We start from the raw sequence: 15,149 nt of genomic DNA, 5'->3' as shown, positions 1-15,149 counted from the left end.
GGCACGGTAGCGTCGGGCCATGGCGCGCCGAGTTGACCTCAACGTGGACCTCGGCGAGGACCGCGGTCGGTGGGAGTCCGGCGAGGACGTCCGGCTGCTGGATCTGGTCACCAGCGCCAACGTCTGCTGCGGGGCCTACGCCGGCGACGACGACCTGATCCGCGCGACGTGCGAGGCGGCCGTCGCGCACGACGTCGCGGTCGGCGCGCAGGTCGGCTACCGCGACCGCGAGGGCTTCGGCCGGCGCGAGATCGACCTGGCTCCTCGCGACCTCGTCGACGAGATCCGGCACCAGCTGGACCACCTCGCCGAGCTGGCCGACACGGTCGGCGGGGTCGTCACCTACCTCAAGCCCCACGGCGCGCTCTACCACCGGATCTCCCGAGACCCGCACCAGGCGGAGGCGGTCATCGAGGCGCTCCTCGCCGACGGCAACCCACTGCCGCTCGTCGGGATGCGCGGCTCGATCGCGCTCGAGATGGCCGAGGACGCCGGGATCCGCGTCGTGCACGAGGGGTTCGCCGACCGCGCCTACACCGCCGAGGGCGGCCTCGTGCCGCGCGACCAGCCGGGTGCCGTGCTGACCGACCCGGACGACGCGGCTCGCCAGGCGCTGTCGCTCGCGGAGTCGGTGGACTCGCTGTGCGTGCACAGCGACAGCCCCGGCGCGGAGGCTCTGCTGCGCCGCGTGCGCGAGGTGCTGGCGGCGCACGACGTGGCGGTCGAGGCCTTCGGCTGAGATGAGGATCCTGCCCTGCGGCGATCGCGCCGTGCTGCTCGACTGCGCCGACGCCGACGAGGCCCGGCGCTGGCACGCCGCCCTGCACGAGCACGGCGCGACCCTCGGCGCCACCACGGTGCTGCTGCGCGGCCGTCCGGCCGATCTCCGTTCGCTCGTCGGCGCGACCGAGCCGGCCGACCTGTCCGCCGTCGCGGGACGCGAGGTCGAGGTCCCCGTCGTCTACGACGGTCCGGACCTCGACGCGGTGGCGCGGCACTGCGGCCTCGAGCCGGACGAGGTGGTGCGCCGCCACGTCGGGACGCGGTGGACCGTGGCGTTCGCGGGCTTCGCGCCCGGCTTCGCCTACCTGTCGGGCGGCGACCCGCGACTCGAGGTGCCGCGGCTGGAGCGGCCGCGGCCGCGGGTTGAGGCCGGATCGGTGGGGCTCGCCGGCCGGTTCAGCGGGGTCTACCCGCGCCCCTCCCCCGGCGGCTGGCGGCTGATCGGCCGCACCGACGCGCCCCTGTGGGACCTCGACCGCGACGACCCGGCCCTGCTGCATCCCGGCGACGTCGTGCGGTTCGTGGAGGTGGTGGCGCGATGAGCCTGCGGGTGATGGAGCCGGGGGCCCTGAGCCTGGTGCAGGACCTCAGGAGGCCCGGGCTCGGCGACCTGGGTGTGGGGCCGTCCGGTGCCTTCGACCGTCGCGCGCTGCGTGAGGCCAACCACCTCGTGGGCAATCCGGCGGACGCGGCGGTCGTCGAGGCGCTCGGCGGCGGGCTCGCCCTCGTCGCGACCACGGCGCACGTCGTCGCGGTCACGGGGGCCGCCGGGCCGCTGGCCGTGGACGGCGTTCCCGTGGACTCCGGGCGGGTGCTCGCGCTGCGTCGCGGCCAGGTGCTGCGCCTGGGTGCTCCGGCACTGGGCCTGCGGTGGACCGTGGCAGTCGCCGGCGGGATCACCGTGCCTCCGGTGCTCGGCAGCCGCAGCACCGACACGCTCGCCGCGCTGGGGCCGGCGCCGCTCTCCGCGGGGGCCGAGTTGACCGTCGGGGTGCCCGCTGAGGGCGTCTCGCTCGAGGCCTACCCGGCGGTGCTCGCGTCGGGCGAGGTCACGGTGCGCGTCGTGCTGGGACCGCGGGACGACTGGTTCACACCGGCCGCCGTCGCGGACCTGCTGTCGAGCCCGTGGCGGGTCGACCCCGTGTCGGATCGGATCGGGGTGCGCCTCGACGGTCCGGCGCTGGAGCGCGCCCGCGACGGCGAGCTGGAGAGCGAGCCGGTCCTGCGCGGCAGCATCCAGGTGACGACCTCGGGTAGGCCTGTCGTGCTGGGTCCCGACCATCCCGTCACCGGCGGCTACCCGGTCATCGGCGTCGTGGCGGACGCGGACACCGACCTGCTGGCGCAGGTGCGCCCCGGCGACGTGGTCCGCTTCCGGCGCCACCGCGCCTGACGCCCTTCCCCCCGTCCCGCCGAGTGGCGCATACGGGGGTCGCGAGTGGCGCGGAAGTGCCCGCCACTCGGCGAGTGGCGGGCACTTTTGCGCCACTCGCGGTTCAGGGGGCGACGGCCGAGGGCGGGGCGGGGGTCAGGCGGCGACGATGCGGGTGACGGGGAGGCTCGAGTCGACGGCGAGGTCGAGCGAGGAGGGCGCGATGCCGCGGCGGACGACCTCGGCGCCGAGGGCGGCGACCATCGCGCCGTTGTCGGTGCACAGCGACGGCTTCGGGATGCGGACCTCGACGCCCGCCTGCTCCGCCCGCTCCAGGACGTAGTGGCGCAGCCGGCCGTTCGCCGCGACGCCGCCGCCGAGGATCAGCCGGGGCACGTCGTGCTCGAGGCACGCCTTGATCGCCTTGCGGCTCAGCACGTCGCACACCGAGTCCTGGAACGAGGCGGCCACGTCGGCCACGGCGACCTCGCGGCCCATCCGCTCCTCGTGCTGCACGTGGCGGGCGACGGCGCTCTTCAGGCCCGAGAACGAGAAGTCCCAGCGGTAGCGCTCGAGATCGCGGCCGGTGGTGAGTCCACGCGGGAAGTCGATCGCCTTCGGGTCGCCGTCGCGGGCGACCTTGTCGATCTCCGGGCCGCCGGGGTAGGGCAGACCGAGCAGCCGGGCGACCTTGTCGAAGGCCTCGCCGGCGGCGTCGTCGATCGTGCCGCCGAGCAGCGTGATGTCGGTGGCGATGTCGTTGACGAGCAGCAGCTCGGTGTGGCCGCCGCTCACCAGCAGCGCGATCGACGGCTCGGTGTACCGGCCGTGCTCGAGCTGGTCGACCGCCACGTGGGCGGCGAGGTGGTTGACGCCGTAGAGCGGCTTGTCGTGCGCGAGCGCCAGGGCCTTCGCCGCGGCCACGCCGACGAGCAGCGCCCCGGTGAGGCCCGGCCCGCTGGTGACCGCGATCGCGTCGACGTCGCGGACGTCGACGCCGGCCTGCTCGTAGGCCTGCTCGAGCGTGGGCACCATCGCCTCGAGGTGCGCGCGGCTGGCGACCTCGGGGACGACGCCACCGAAGCGGACGTGCTCCTCCACGCTCGACGCCACGGCATGGGCCAGCAGGGTGGTGCCCCGCACGATGCCCACTCCCGTCTCGTCGCAGGAGGACTCGATGCCCAGGACCAGCGGTTCGCTCACCGGTCCATTGTGCCGTGGAGGGAACACCGGGCCCGTCACCGGACCGGGGCGGTCAGTCGCGCTGGGCGCGCTTGGCCTCGCGGGCCGCCTTCTCGTCGAGGTCCATCCGGCGCGCCTCGTCGGGCGTGGGAGCGGTGCCGCCGTAGCGCGCGGGGGCCCACCACTGGCCCTCGGGCGAGATCGGGTACTCGCGAATGGCCTTGTCGAGCAGCGCCGTGAGCGACTCGTGCAGGAGGGCGGTCTCGGCCACCGGGTCCTCGCCCGTGACCGGGATCGGCGCGCCGACGTGCAGCGCGATCGTCTTGCCGCGGCCCCACAGGTCGGCGTCGTGATCCTTGGTCTTGAGCAGCTGGGTGCCCCACACGACCATCGGGACGAGCGGCACGCCGGCCTCGGCGGCGGCGCGGACGGCGCCGGTCTTGATCTCCTTGACCTCCATCGAGCGGCTGATGGTGGCCTCGGGGAAGATGCCGACGATCTCGCCGCGCCGCGCGTACTCGGCGGCCTCGTGCAGCGACGCCTCGCCCTGCGCGCGGTCGACCGGGATGTGGTGCATCGAGCGCATGATCGGGCCCGAGACCTTGTGGTCAAACGCCTCCTTCTTCGCCATGAACCGCACGAGCCGGCCGGCCGGCTGGGCCGCGAGTCCGTTGAAGACGAAGTCGACGTAGCTGACGTGGTTGGAGGCCAGGATCGCCCCGCCCTCACGCGGGACGTGCTCGGTGCCGGACGTCTGGAAGCTCATGCCCAGCACCTTGAACAGCGTCTTGGCCGTGCCGATGATCGGCGGGTACGTCAGGTCGCGCATGCGAGCACCCTAGTGCACGCGCGTTCACCCGAAGGGCGTCTCACTCGTCCTCGACGACGTGGACGGCGGCCTCCTCGGCACTGGCTCCGGCACCGTCGATGCCGACGTCGTCGCCGACCAGCTCGGAGACGTGGTCGACGCCGTTCCCGCCCTCGGGATCGACGAGACGACCCGAGCGGCTGGCACCCACCTCGCCGTCGTCGAGGTCGTCCTCGCTCCACTCGGCCTCGGGGTCGACGTCGGGCTCCTCCTGGCGCAGGCGCTGCTCGAACGACTCGCCGTCGCGCTGCTCGTCGGCGGTGGTGCCGTAGCCCTCGCCCGCGGACCACCGCTCCGGGGCCGTCAGGCCCTCGTCCAGCGGATCATGGGTCTCGCGACCGAGCAGCGTGTCCTGGTCCTGGTCCTGGCTCAGGTACTGGGAAGGGGCCGGGGGCTGGTTGCGGGGATCGCTCATGCCTCCACCTTGCCACGCACCGGGCGCACTCGCCGGGCGGCGGATCTCAGTCCGCGCGGGGGTCCCGGGCGGGCGCGGACTGGCGGAACGAGCGGGTCAGCAGCACCGCCACGACGACCACCACGAGCAGCACGAAGAGCCACGCGAGACGCTCGGATCCGCCCGAGAACACGGCCAGGAAGGCACTCATCCCGATGGTCGACCAGATCGACGCCCAGATGACCGCGCCGGGCACGAGGCCGGTGAGATAGCGCGGGAAGGACATGCGCGCGAGGCCCGCGCCGAGGTTCACGGCGGTCTGCGCGCCGACCGTGAAGAAGCTCACGGTGACGGCGGGCGGACCCCAGCGCTCGACCTGCGTCATCGCGGCCCGCACACGGGGACCGGGCTCGCGCTCGCGCAGCACGCCGGCCGCGATCGCACGGCCGATGCCGTACGTGCCTCCGGCGCGCAGCAGGACGATCACGAAGAACGTCAGCCACGCCCAGAACCACGGCCAGGACCGGATCGCGTCGAGGACCTCGCTCACGAGGACCTCGGTGCGTCCGGCGAGGACAGGTCGCGCTCCATGAGCACGGCGTCGGCGCCGGAGCGGTAGTAGCCGCGGCGGCGCCCGGTCTCGCGGTAGCCGGCACGGCGGTAGAGCGCGAGGGCCGGCTCGTTGTCGTCGGCGACCTCGAGCAGCAGCCGCTCGGCGCCGCGGGCGCGGGCCGCGTCCTGGGCGGCCTCGAGCAGCTGGGAGCCGACACCCTGGCGACGCGAGCCCAGGCCCACGGCGATCCGCATCAGCTCGGCCTCGGGCGCGAACATCCGGATCGAGGCGTAGCCGCGCACGCCGAACTCGTCCACGAGGGCCAGGACGATGCGGTCGCCGACGAGCTCGTCGCGGACCTGGGCGGACGACCACGCGTCGGGGCCGAAGCTGGCGTTCTCGATGGACTCCAGCGTGTCGAGATCGCGCAGGCCCGCCGTGCGGATCATGCTCGCTTGGTCGCGACCTGCGGTGTCGCGTCGGGTCGGCGCAGGTAGAGCGGCTCGAGCGGGACCTCGACGGCCGTGCCGCCGGCGACCAGTCGAGCCAGGGCGCCGGCCGACGGGTCGAGCGGACCGTCGTGCACCGTCGCGAAGCGGTCGGCGTAGAGCGTGCCGCCACGGCCGACCACGGGCATGCCCAGGGCGGCGACCGTGTCGGGGTAGTCGACGTCGGGTCCCGTGACGCGCACGCCGTCGGGCGTGAAGCGGCCCCAGTAGACCTCCTTGCGCCGGGCGTCGGTGGCCACGACGAACTCCTCGTCGAAGTCGGCGGCGGCCTCGGCGGCGAGGATGTCGAGCGAGCACACGCCGTGCGTGGTCAGGCCCAGCGTCTGGCCCAGCGAGAGCGCCGTGACGACGCCGACCCGCAGGCCCGTGAACGGGCCCGGACCCACGCCGACGGCGACGTCGGTGAGGTCGGCGGGGGTGGCTCCGGCGCGCTGCAGCGCCGTGCGGATCGCGGGCGCCAGGAGCTCGCCGTGCGCCATCGCACCCTCCCCCGTCGCCTCGGCGACGACGGACGAGCCGTCGTGGACGGCGACGGAGATCGCCGGGGTGGCGGTGTCGAACGCGAGCAGCAGCACGGGCCCAGCCTAGTTCCGCCCCGGACCGGAGATCGAGCGGCCGCCGCTCAGCCGAGCAGGACCGACCGCAGCGGCACCTCGAGCCAGCGCGGTCCGTGCGGGCGGATCGTGACGACGCGCATCTCGTCGGACGGGACCCCGCAGGCGGTGCCGAGGGGGTCGCCGGGGCTCGCGCCGCGGGTCTCGATCGTGATCGCGAGCCAGCTGTCCGAGAGCTGCTCGGCCATCCCCTCGCCCCACTCGACGACGGTCACCGACTCCTCTGTGGTGGCGTCGAGGTCGATGTCGTCGATCTCCGCCGCGTCGCCGAGCCGGTAGGCGTCGACGTGCACGAGCGGCGGACCGCCGACCTCGCTGGGGTGCGTGCGCGCGATGACGAACGTGGGCGAGGTGACCGGGCCCCGGACGCCGAGCGCGTCGCCCAGGCCCTGCGTGAACGTGGTCTTGCCGGCGCCGAGACCGCCGGTGAGCACGAGCAGGTCGCCCGCGCCCAGCAGCGTGGCCACGCGTGCGGCGAGGTCACGCATCGCGTCGGCGTCGGGCACCTCACGCGCGAGCCACAGCGTCTTGGCCATCTCGATCGTGGGCCCCTCCTGGCGCACCGGCAGGTAGAGGCGGTGGTTCCAGAAGCGGAAGTTCGCGGGCAGCTCCTCGCGCACGTGCAGCCAGATGCCGTCCATGCCCTGCTCCTCGGCGACGTCCTCGGCGACGCCGACCATCGCGGAGGCGACGCCGCGGTCGCGGCCGAGCGGGTCGACGCTGACGCGCAGCAGGCCGAGGCGGCCGGGGCGGGAGCGGTCGAACAGGATCGCGCCCATCGGATGACCGCGGCGCGTGGCGAGCAGCCCGCCGTCGCGCTCGAGTGCGGCGGCGACGGTCTCGAGCGTCTCGTCGCCGGCCGTGGCCGGCGGGTCGAGCACGGGGCGCGCCGCGAACGCGCGGTGGATGACCCCGAGGACCTCGGCCGCGCGGTCGGGGCCGACCAGCGCGACGTCGAGCTCGGAGCTCATTCTCGACGCCCGCTCATGCGATGTCCTTCAGGACTCGCTCGATCGCCTCCGTCACCTGCTCGTGCTCCTCCAGCATCACCATGTGGCCGGCGTCGTTGACGGGCACGAGCTCGGCGCCGGCGATGTGGCGGGCGAGCCAGCGGCTGTGGCCGAACGGCGTCATGACGTCCTTCGTGCCGCACACGACCGAGGTGCGGCAGCGCGAGATCGTCTCCAGCCCGGCGCCGAGGTCGAGCTCGACGAAGTTGTCGTAGAAGTTCAGCACCACGGTGGTCGGCGCGCGCAGGATCATCTCGTCGGCCATGTCGACCACGGCGGGCTGCGCGTGCGGCCCGAACGCCCAGCGGCGGATGATCGAGTAGCTGTTGAACTCGCGCCCCCAGTCGAGCACCGGGGTGGCGGCCTTGGCCAGCGGCATCACGAAGCGCAGCGCTGGGCTGCGCCTCATGAGCTTGCCGGCGCTGGTGCTGATGAGGACGACGCCGCGGACGCGGTCGTCGAACAGGTCGGGCTGGAGCTGCGCGAGCTGCATGAGGGCCATGCCGCCCATCGAGTGGCCGACGATCACGACGGGTCCCTCGGGCGCGTGGGCGTCGAGCACGCGACGGACGTCGTCGGCCATGTCGTGCAGCGACGAGTTGCGCGGGCCGCTGCGACCCGAGCGGCCGTGCGAGCGGTGCTCCATGAACACGAGGCGGGCGTGGCCGCGCAGCGCGAGGCGCTGGAAGTGCCACGTGTCGAGGTCGCACATCCAGCCGTGCAGGAAGACGATCGTGGGCCCGGGACCCTCGTCGACCTCGACGTGGATCGGGACGTCGTCGGCCGCCGTGACGTAGTACGAGTCGCCGCGGACCGACCCGAACTCGACCTCCTCGCCGCGCTGGAGGCGCCGCTTCTCGGTCTGGCGCTTCTTCAGCACCGTGGCGGCGGCGCCGGCGACTCCCGCCGCGGCGAAGGCGCCCGCGGTGGCGGCGACGCGTCCTGCGACCGATGTCATCGCTCTCCTCGGTAGGTCCGGGACCAGCGCCCGGCGAGTCGCGTGACGATCTCGTAGGCGATCGTGCCCGCCGCGTCCGCCCAGTCCTGCGCTGTCGGCTCGCCGTCGTCGCCGGACCCGAACAGCGTGACCGGATCGCCGATCCGGGCGGGTCGGTCGCCCAGGTCGACGACCAACTGGTCCATGCAGATCGTCCCACGGACGGGCGCGCGGCTCCCGGCGAACCCCACCTCGGCACGGTTGGAGGCGGTGCGGTGGATGCCCTCGCCGTACCCCACCGGGACGAGGCCGAGGGTGGTCTCGTGGTCGGCCGTCCAGCGCCAGCCGTAGGACACCGAGGCGCCGGCCGGCACCCGCTTGACGTTCGCCAGGACGGTGCGCGCGGTGAGCACCGGAGTCACCCCGACGGCCCGCACGGCCGGGTCGGGGTCGATGCCGTACGAGGCGATGCCCCAGCGGACGAGGTCGAAGTGGGCGGAGGGGCGGGTCAGCCCCGCGGCCGAGTTCGCCAGGTGGCGCAGGCCCGGCTCGACACCCGCCGCGGCCAGCTGGTCGACCGCGGCGCGGAACACGGCCTCCTGCTGGTCGTTGGCCGGGTGATCGGGCTCGTCGGCGCTCGCGAAGTGCGACCAGACGCCCGTGACCTCGATGCTCCCGGCGGCCTGGAGGCGCGCGGCCGCGACGACGAGCTCGTCCCACTGCGGGCCGAAGGCGCCGTTGCGCGACAGGCCGGTGTCGACCTTGAGCTGCACGCGCGGCCGGTCACCCGCGGCGGCGATCGCCTCGAGCTGGTCGACGCCGGAGACGGTGACCTCGACGTCGGCCGCGACGAGCTCGGCGAACGGCGCGCCCGGCACGGTGAGCCAGCACAGCAGCGGGCCACGGTCGCCCGCGGCGCGCAGCCCGAGGGCCTCGGCGGGCGTGGCGACGCCCAGCCAGTCGACCGACTCGCGCGCCGCCCGGGCCATGGGGAGCATCCCGTGGCCGTACGCGTTCGCCTTCACCACGGCCATCTGGAGGGCGTCGGGCGCGGACGCCCGCAGCGCGGCCAGGTTGGCGCGGTACCGGTCGAGGTCGACGACGAGCTCGGCGTTGGCGTTCACTCGCGCTCCCCCTCCCGGCCGCCGGGGCGACGCGGCTCGCAGAAGTCGTGCAGGACCGACCCGAGCTCACGGGCGACGTCGGAGGCCACGAGCGGGCCGCGGAGGCGCTCGGCCGCGAGACCGTGGAGCAGCGCGCCGACCGAGCCGGCGTCGAACGCGTCGAGGCCCGTCGCGAGCAGCGAGCCGATGAAGCCCGCCAGCACGTCGCCGGCGCCGGCCGTGCCGAGCCAGGGCGTGCCCGAGAGGTTCACCCGGGTGCGGCCGTCGGGCGCCACGACGAGCGTGCGCGGTCCCTTGAGCAGCACCGTCGCGCTGTGGCGCTCGGCCGCCTCGCGCGCGTGGCGGAGCGGATCGGCCTCGACCGCCTCGCGCTCGACTCCGAGCACCGCGGCGAGCTCGCCCGCGTGCGGGGTCAGCAGCGCGTCGACCTCGAAGGACTGCGGCAGGTGGTGCAGCGCGGTGGCATCGACCACGATCGGCACCTCGTCGCGCAGGGCCGAGGCCAGCGGGACCGGCGAGTCCTCGCCACCCGAGCCGACCACCCACGCCTGCACCCGGCCGCGGCGCGCCACGATCTCGGGCGCGCGGTCGACGACGCGGCGGGCGAGGTCCTGGGCGCCGACGAACCGGATCATCCCGGCCGGACCGGCCTGGGCGCCGGCGACGCAGAGGTGCGCGGCACCGGCGTACTGCGGCGAGCCGGCGCGGACCCCGAGCACGCCGCGCGTGTACTTGTGGGCGTCGTGGCCGGGGACGATCGCGTCGCGGAACCGGGCGCCGTCGCCCGCGTCGAGCGCCTCCAGCGCGGGCTCCCCGGCGAGGTCGAGGCCGATGTCGACCACCTCCACCCGTCCGGCGAGCGCGGACGCGGGACCGAGCAGCAGGCCGTGCTTCGCGGTGGCGAAGGTGACGGTGTGGTCGGCGCGGATCGCGGGCCCGTCGAGCCGGCCGTCGTCGACACCGATCCCCGAGGGCACGTCCACGGCGACGACGAAGGGGCGCTCGCGCTCGATCCACTCGGCCCACGCCGCGGCGGTGCCCTCGAGCCCGGGACGCGCGCCGATGCCGAAGATCGCGTCGACGACGTGGCGGTGACCCTCGGGCCCGTCGACCACCTGCGCGCCGGCCTCGCGGGCGGCGGCGAGCCCGGCGGGGTGCGCCTTCGACTCGTCGAGCAGGCACAGGTTCACCCGCCGGCCCTCACGGCACAGGTGGGCGGCCGCGAACAGGGCGTCGCCGCCGTTGTTGCCGGGCCCGACGAGCACGACGAGCGTCTCGGTGGCGGGCACGGCCCGCGCGACGTGCTGCGCGAGCCCGGCGGCGGCGCGCTGCATGAGCGCGTCCCACCCGGCCTCGGCCGCGGCGACCTCCTCCGCCGCGCGCACCTGCGCGACGGTGTGGGCGGTCAGCATCAGGTCACTCGACCGTGACGGACTTGGCCAGGTTGCGCGGCTGGTCGACGTCGTGGCCGAGCAGCTCGGCCAGCTCGCACGCGAAGATCTGGAGCGGCACGGTGGCCACGAGCGGCTGGAGCAGCGTGGGCACCTTCGGCAGCCGGATCATCACGTCGGCGAACGGCACGACGGCGTCGTCGCCGTCCTCCACCAGGACGATCGTGTAGGCGCCGCGCGCCCGGACCTCCTGGATGTTGCTGACGATCTTCTCCTGCAGCTGGTCGCGGGCCCGGGGCGGCACGACGACGAACATCGGCAGGCCCTCCTCGACCAGCGCGATGGGGCCGTGCTTCAGCTCGCCCGCGGCGAAGCCCTCGGCGTGGACGTAGGCCAGCTCCTTGAGCTTGAGCGCGCCCTCGAGCGCGACGGGGAAGCCGACGTGGCGGCCCAGGAACAGGAAGGACCGGCGGTCGACGAGCTCGGCCGCGAGCTTCTTCACCTGCTCGGCCTCGTCGAGCATCCGCTGCACCTTCGCGGGGATCTCGTGGAGCTCGTCGATGATGTGCGTGATCTCGTCGCCGTACTTCGCGCCCTTGACCTGCGCGAGGTAGAGGCCGAGGAGGTAGCAGGCCACGACCTGGGACAGGAAGCCCTTCGTGGACGCGACGGCGACCTCGGGACCGGCGTGCGTGTAGATCACGGCGTCGGACTCGCGCGGGATCGTGGACCCGTTGGTGTTGCAGATCGACAGCACGCGGGCGCGCTGCTGGCGCGCGTACCTGATGGCCATCAGGGTGTCCATAGTCTCGCCGGACTGGCTGATCGCCACGACGAGCGTGGAGCGGTCGATGATGGGGTCGCGGTAGCGGAACTCCGACGCGAGCTCGACCTCGCAGGGAATGCGGGTCCAGTGCTCGATCGCGTACTTCGCGACGAGGCCCGCGTAGGAGGCCGTGCCGCACGCGATGACGATGATCTTGTCGATCTCGCGCAGCTCGTCGTCCGACAGGCGCATCTCGTCGAGCTGGAGGCGGCCGTCGGCGGTCATGCGGCCGAGGAGCGTGTCGGCCACGGCCTTCGGCTGCTCCTCGATCTCCTTGGTCATGAACCAGTCGTAGCCACCCTTCTCGGCGGCGGTGACGTCCCAGTCCACGGTGTACTCGGTGGTGGGCGCGGGGTTGCCGTCGAAGTCGGTGACCTCAATGGCGTCCTTCGTGATCGTGACGACCTGGTCCTGGCCCAGCTCGATCGCCTGCGCCGTGTAGTCGATGAACGCGGCCACGTCGGAGCCGAGGAAGTTCTCGCCCTCACCCCGGCCGACGACCAGCGGGGAGTTGCGGCGCGCGCCGACGACGACGTCGGGGTTCAGCGCGTCGGAGAAGACCAGCGTGAAGGCTCCCTCGAGGCGGCGGCACACCGCGCGCACGGCCTCGGAGAGGTCGTCCTGCTGCTGCAGCTCGCGGTGGACGAGGTGCACGACGACCTCGGTGTCGGTCTCGGAGGAGAACTCGTAGCCGGCGTCCTCGAGCTCGGAGCGCAGCTCCATGAAGTTCTCGATGATGCCGTTGTGCACGACCGCGACACGCTCGTCGGGCGCGAGGTGCGGGTGCGCGTTGGCGTCGGTGGGTCCACCGTGGGTGGCCCAGCGGGTGTGGCCGATGCCGGTGGTGGAGGCGGGCAGCGCCTGCTCGGCGAGCACGGCGTCGAGGTTGGCGAGCTTGCCGGCCTTCTTCGCCCAGGCGATCCGCTCACCGTCGACGACGCCCACTCCGGTGGAGTCGTAGCCGCGGTATTCGAGGCGTCGCAGCCCACCCATGACGACGTCCAGCGCCTGGCGATGGCCCACGTATCCGACGATTCCACACATGGGTTCAGGGTACCGACTGCGCGGTTGGCGGCACCGCTGGCAACAATGGTCGGTATGTCACGCGACTCCTCCCCGTACGTGGAGCTGGAACGCAAGGCGTGGGCCGAGCTGGCGCGCGACGCCGTGCAGCCGATGTCCGGCGAGGAGATCGAGCGCGTTCGCGGCCTCGGCGAGGAGCTCGACCTCGACGAGGTGCAGCAGGTCTACGTGCCCCTCACGCAGCTGATCAGCCTGCGCGTGCGGCTGGCCGAGGCGCTCTACCGGGCGACCGAGCGCTTCCTCGGCGACCCGCAGCCCGACCGGGTGCCGTTCATCATCGGCCTGGCCGGCTCGGTGGCCGTGGGCAAGTCCACGACCGCCCGCCTGCTGCGCGACCTGCTGGCCCAGCACGACGACCACGCGCACGTCGCCCTCGTGACCACCGACGGCTTCCTGCTGCCGAACGCCGAGCTCGAGCGTCGCGGCATCATGCACCGCAAGGGCTTCCCCGAGTCGTACGACCGCAAGGCCCTGCTGCGCTTCGTCATGCAGGCCAAGAGCGGCGCCGAGCACATCGAGGCTCCGGTCTACGACCACCTGACCTACGACCGCACCGACGCGACCGTCTCGCTCAAGCGCCCCGACATCCTCATCGTCGAGGGCCTCAACGTGCTCGCTCCCCCGCGCCTGCGCGGCGACGGCTCCCCGGGCCTGGCGATCAGCGACTTCTTCGACTTCTCGATCTACGTCGACGCGAACAGCCGTGACATCCGTCGCTGGTACATCAGCCGCTTCCTGCGCCTGCGCGAGACCGCGTTCGCCGATCCCGCGTCGTACTTCCACCGCTACAGCACGCTGACCGACGCCGAGGCCGTCACGCGTGCCGAGGAGCTGTGGGACACCATCAACTGGCCCAACCTGCGCGAGAACGTGGCCACCACGCGCGGCCGCGCCGACCTCGTGCTGCGCAAGTCCGCCGACCACAGCGTCCAGTGGGTCCGGCTCCGCAAGCTCTGACCGCTGCTGCCGAGATGTGCTCCAATTTCTACCTCTCAGGACTGCTGAAAGGTAGAAAAGGGAGCACATCTCGGGTCAGGCGAGGTGCTTGACCCACTGGTCGGCCCAGGCGGTGGCGCGGTAGCCGAGCGCCTCGTTGACCGCGATCATGTTGACGTTCTGCGCGTCGTTCCACGTGACGATGCGGCTCCGGCCGGCGAGCAGGTCGCTCGCGTCGCGCATGGCCTGGCGCTTGAGGGAGAGGCCGAGGCCGTGGCCGCGGTGCTCGGGCAGGACGAGCGTGTCCCACTGGTAGACCTCGGGGGTCTCGTGCGGGAACAGCAGCTGCGTGTGGCCCGCGAGGGAGCCGTCGGGCGCGACGGCGACGACCGTGTGGGCGACACGGCGCTGACGCTTCCACTGCTCGACCTCGTGCAGCAGCCGGTCGGCGTCCCAGAACTCGTTCTCCAGCGTGACCTCGCCGGACGGCGCCTCCTGGTTGAGCAGCGAGCGCAGCCGCGCGTACTGGTCGAGCCACTCCCGCGGCGGGACCCCGCGCCAGCCGGCGAGCGTGTAGCCGTCGCGCGGGTCGGCGGGCGGCACGTCGGCCGGCAGCCGCAGCTCGCGCTGCACGATCGTCGTGTCGGGCGCGTAGCCCCGGGCCAGCATGAACTCGCGTCCCGATCCGGTCTCCGCGTCGATGGGCCGCAGGGTCTCGGTGAGGATCTGGTCGCGCCCGTCCTCGGTCACCCGCAGCTCGATGCGCTCGAGCAGCGCCGTGCCGTGGCCTCGACGACGCAGCTCCGGCGGCACCCAGACCTCGACGAACGCGGTGGAGGCGTTGTCGCGCTCGGGCAGCACCGCCAGCGCCACCGCGACGACGGTCTCGCCGTCGCGCAGCAGCAGCGAGTCGCACCGCTCGTAGGCGTCGCCGACGAGCATCACCCGCAGCTCGTCGGCCGACCACGGCTGGTCGATGTCGCGCTCGTTCGAGCGCTGGTAGACGTCGTGGAACTCCACGAAGCTGCCGTGGTCGGTGGGGTCGAGGACTTCGATGGTCGCGCCCATGCGCGCATTCTCGCACCGGACCGCCGCCGGGCGACAGGTCAGACGACGCGCGTGAGGAAGACGCTGTTCGGGTCGGGCACGTAGTCCGCGAACGGCTCGCACTCCTCGAAGCCGTGCCGCACGTAGAGGCGACGGGCCGCGGCGAAGTAGGGCTCGGAGCCCGTCTCGAGGCTGAGCCGCTCGAGGCCGCGGGAGCGCGCGGTGTCCAGCAGGTGCTGGAGCATCGTGGTGGCCACGCCCCGGCCTCGAGCCGCGGCGGTGGTGCGCATCGACTTGATCTCGCCGTGACCGCCGCCGAGGTCCTTCAGCGCGCCGCAGCCCAGCAGCCGGCCGTCCTCCCGCACCGTGAAGAAGCTGATCCCCTCGTGCCGGAGCGCACCGAGGTCGAGCGCGTGCACGCTCTCGGCCGGACTCGTGGCGAACATGTCGGCCAGGTGCTCGGCCAGCAGTGCGTGCACGTCGTCGCGCTCGAGCCCTCCGGCCTCGACGGTGACCACGG

The 15,149-nt window shown here is 73.5% G+C and carries 17 protein-coding genes; 4 read left to right on the top strand and 13 right to left on the bottom strand.

Translation table 11 applies throughout. From position 1 onward, the window contains the following. The first annotated feature begins 19 nt into the window (after positions 1–19). From ACK99Q_RS07465 to ACK99Q_RS07455, 3 genes are read left to right on the top strand one after another with little or no spacing between them, the layout of a single operon-like run. Positions 20–739, top strand: a complete 720-nt coding sequence (locus ACK99Q_RS07465) for a LamB/YcsF family protein (protein WP_410185518.1) — start codon at positions 20–22, stop codon at positions 737–739. A 1-nt stretch (position 740) separates the two neighbouring features. Further along, a complete protein-coding gene (locus ACK99Q_RS07460; RefSeq protein WP_410185517.1) occupies positions 741–1,325 on the top strand; it encodes a 5-oxoprolinase subunit B family protein in 585 nt (194 codons plus the stop codon). After that, positions 1,322–2,176: a biotin-dependent carboxyltransferase family protein gene (locus ACK99Q_RS07455; RefSeq protein WP_410185516.1), complete on the top strand. Its 855-nt coding sequence runs from the start codon at positions 1,322–1,324 to the stop codon at positions 2,174–2,176. The genes ACK99Q_RS07460 and ACK99Q_RS07455 overlap by 4 nt, the downstream gene beginning before the upstream one ends. Positions 2,177–2,311: 135 nt before the next feature. Here the strand turns inward: ACK99Q_RS07455 and tsaD are convergent, their stop codons facing one another. Genes tsaD through glmS form a run of 11 tightly spaced genes read right to left on the bottom strand, consistent with a single transcriptional unit; the run spans position 2,312 to position 12,607 of the window. After that, positions 2,312–3,358 (bottom strand): tRNA (adenosine(37)-N6)-threonylcarbamoyltransferase complex transferase subunit TsaD, encoded by a 1,047-nt coding sequence (gene tsaD, locus ACK99Q_RS07450; RefSeq protein WP_410185515.1) that lies wholly within the window; start codon positions 3,356–3,358, stop codon positions 2,312–2,314. 52 nt (positions 3,359–3,410) lie between these two features. After that, entirely contained in the window at positions 3,411–4,166 is a 756-nt protein-coding gene (locus tag ACK99Q_RS07445; protein ID WP_410185514.1) for a lysophospholipid acyltransferase family protein, read from the bottom strand. Between the two features lie 40 nt (positions 4,167–4,206). Continuing rightward, on the bottom strand, positions 4,207–4,620 hold the full coding sequence (locus ACK99Q_RS07440; protein WP_410185513.1) for a DUF5709 domain-containing protein: 414 nt from the start codon (positions 4,618–4,620) through the stop codon (positions 4,207–4,209). Between the two features lie 46 nt (positions 4,621–4,666). Then, entirely contained in the window at positions 4,667–5,149 is a 483-nt protein-coding gene (locus ACK99Q_RS07435; protein ID WP_410185512.1) for a DedA family protein, read from the bottom strand. Beyond that, the gene (gene rimI, locus ACK99Q_RS07430; RefSeq protein WP_410185511.1) at positions 5,146–5,601 is read right to left on the bottom strand and encodes a ribosomal protein S18-alanine N-acetyltransferase; all 456 of its coding nucleotides are present in this window, start codon (positions 5,599–5,601) and stop codon (positions 5,146–5,148) included. The genes ACK99Q_RS07435 and rimI overlap by 4 nt, the downstream gene beginning before the upstream one ends. After that, the gene (tsaB, locus tag ACK99Q_RS07425) at positions 5,598–6,236 is read right to left on the bottom strand and encodes a tRNA (adenosine(37)-N6)-threonylcarbamoyltransferase complex dimerization subunit type 1 TsaB (protein WP_410185510.1); all 639 of its coding nucleotides are present in this window, start codon (positions 6,234–6,236) and stop codon (positions 5,598–5,600) included. Before tsaB ends, rimI begins: the two co-directional genes overlap by 4 nt. A gap of 47 nt (positions 6,237–6,283) precedes the next feature. Further along, entirely contained in the window at positions 6,284–7,246 is a 963-nt protein-coding gene (gene tsaE / locus ACK99Q_RS07420; RefSeq protein WP_410185509.1) for a tRNA (adenosine(37)-N6)-threonylcarbamoyltransferase complex ATPase subunit type 1 TsaE, read from the bottom strand. Positions 7,247–7,259: 13 nt separating this feature from the next. Next, positions 7,260–8,243: an alpha/beta fold hydrolase gene (locus ACK99Q_RS07415; protein WP_410185508.1), complete on the bottom strand. Its 984-nt coding sequence runs from the start codon at positions 8,241–8,243 to the stop codon at positions 7,260–7,262. Further along, the gene (gene alr / locus ACK99Q_RS07410; RefSeq protein WP_410185507.1) at positions 8,240–9,346 is read right to left on the bottom strand and encodes an alanine racemase; all 1,107 of its coding nucleotides are present in this window, start codon (positions 9,344–9,346) and stop codon (positions 8,240–8,242) included. Before alr ends, ACK99Q_RS07415 begins: the two co-directional genes overlap by 4 nt. Next, positions 9,343–10,758 carry an NAD(P)H-hydrate epimerase gene (locus ACK99Q_RS07405; RefSeq protein ID WP_410185506.1) on the bottom strand — a complete coding sequence of 472 codons (1,416 nt, stop codon included), beginning with the start codon at positions 10,756–10,758 and terminating at the stop codon, positions 9,343–9,345. Before ACK99Q_RS07405 ends, alr begins: the two co-directional genes overlap by 4 nt. Positions 10,759–10,762: 4 nt before the next feature. Next, positions 10,763–12,607 carry a glutamine--fructose-6-phosphate transaminase (isomerizing) gene (gene glmS / locus ACK99Q_RS07400; RefSeq protein ID WP_410185505.1) on the bottom strand — a complete coding sequence of 615 codons (1,845 nt, stop codon included), beginning with the start codon at positions 12,605–12,607 and terminating at the stop codon, positions 10,763–10,765. A gap of 45 nt (positions 12,608–12,652) precedes the next feature. Here glmS and coaA point away from each other — a divergent pair, with 45 nt between their 5' ends. Further along, positions 12,653–13,603 (top strand): type I pantothenate kinase, encoded by a 951-nt coding sequence (gene coaA / locus ACK99Q_RS07395; RefSeq protein ID WP_179422977.1) that lies wholly within the window; start codon positions 12,653–12,655, stop codon positions 13,601–13,603. Positions 13,604–13,678: 75 nt separating this feature from the next. Here coaA and ACK99Q_RS07390 read toward each other — a convergent pair whose 3' ends face one another. Both ACK99Q_RS07390 and ACK99Q_RS07385 read right to left on the bottom strand, forming a co-directional pair. Continuing rightward, positions 13,679–14,650: a GNAT family N-acetyltransferase gene (locus ACK99Q_RS07390; protein WP_410185504.1), complete on the bottom strand. Its 972-nt coding sequence runs from the start codon at positions 14,648–14,650 to the stop codon at positions 13,679–13,681. A gap of 38 nt (positions 14,651–14,688) precedes the next feature. Beyond that, entirely contained in the window at positions 14,689–15,147 is a 459-nt protein-coding gene (locus ACK99Q_RS07385; RefSeq protein WP_410185503.1) for a GNAT family N-acetyltransferase, read from the bottom strand. Between the last annotated feature and the right edge of the window lie 2 nt (positions 15,148–15,149).

Origin of the sequence: Aeromicrobium sp. MLTX1, from assembly GCF_046452335.1 — a bacterium.
Taxonomy (GTDB): Bacteria; Actinomycetota; Actinomycetes; order Propionibacteriales; family Nocardioidaceae; genus Aeromicrobium.
This window is presented reverse-complemented; position numbering and strand designations above follow the sequence as displayed.

What these genes read in the sequence shown, in the direction of transcription:
- ACK99Q_RS07465 (WP_410185518.1), top strand. Translation starts at nt 20, where the DNA reads ATGGCGCGCCGAGTTGACCTCAACGTGGACCTCGGCGAGGACCGCGGT.
- ACK99Q_RS07460 (WP_410185517.1), top strand. Translation starts at nt 741, where the DNA reads ATGAGGATCCTGCCCTGCGGCGATCGCGCCGTGCTGCTCGACTGCGCC.
- ACK99Q_RS07455 (WP_410185516.1), top strand. Translation starts at nt 1,322, where the DNA reads ATGAGCCTGCGGGTGATGGAGCCGGGGGCCCTGAGCCTGGTGCAGGAC.
- ACK99Q_RS07445 (WP_410185514.1), bottom strand. Translation starts at nt 4,166, where the DNA reads ATGCGCGACCTGACGTACCCGCCGATCATCGGCACGGCCAAGACGCTG.
- ACK99Q_RS07440 (WP_410185513.1), bottom strand. Translation starts at nt 4,620, where the DNA reads ATGAGCGATCCCCGCAACCAGCCCCCGGCCCCTTCCCAGTACCTGAGC.
- rimI (WP_410185511.1), bottom strand. Translation starts at nt 5,601, where the DNA reads ATGATCCGCACGGCGGGCCTGCGCGATCTCGACACGCTGGAGTCCATC.
- tsaE (WP_410185509.1), bottom strand. Translation starts at nt 7,246, where the DNA reads ATGAGCTCCGAGCTCGACGTCGCGCTGGTCGGCCCCGACCGCGCGGCC.
- ACK99Q_RS07415 (WP_410185508.1), bottom strand. Translation starts at nt 8,243, where the DNA reads ATGACATCGGTCGCAGGACGCGTCGCCGCCACCGCGGGCGCCTTCGCC.
- ACK99Q_RS07405 (WP_410185506.1), bottom strand. Translation starts at nt 10,758, where the DNA reads ATGCTGACCGCCCACACCGTCGCGCAGGTGCGCGCGGCGGAGGAGGTC.
- glmS (WP_410185505.1), bottom strand. Translation starts at nt 12,607, where the DNA reads ATGTGTGGAATCGTCGGATACGTGGGCCATCGCCAGGCGCTGGACGTC.
- coaA (WP_179422977.1), top strand. Translation starts at nt 12,653, where the DNA reads ATGGTCGGTATGTCACGCGACTCCTCCCCGTACGTGGAGCTGGAACGC.
- ACK99Q_RS07390 (WP_410185504.1), bottom strand. Translation starts at nt 14,650, where the DNA reads ATGGGCGCGACCATCGAAGTCCTCGACCCCACCGACCACGGCAGCTTC.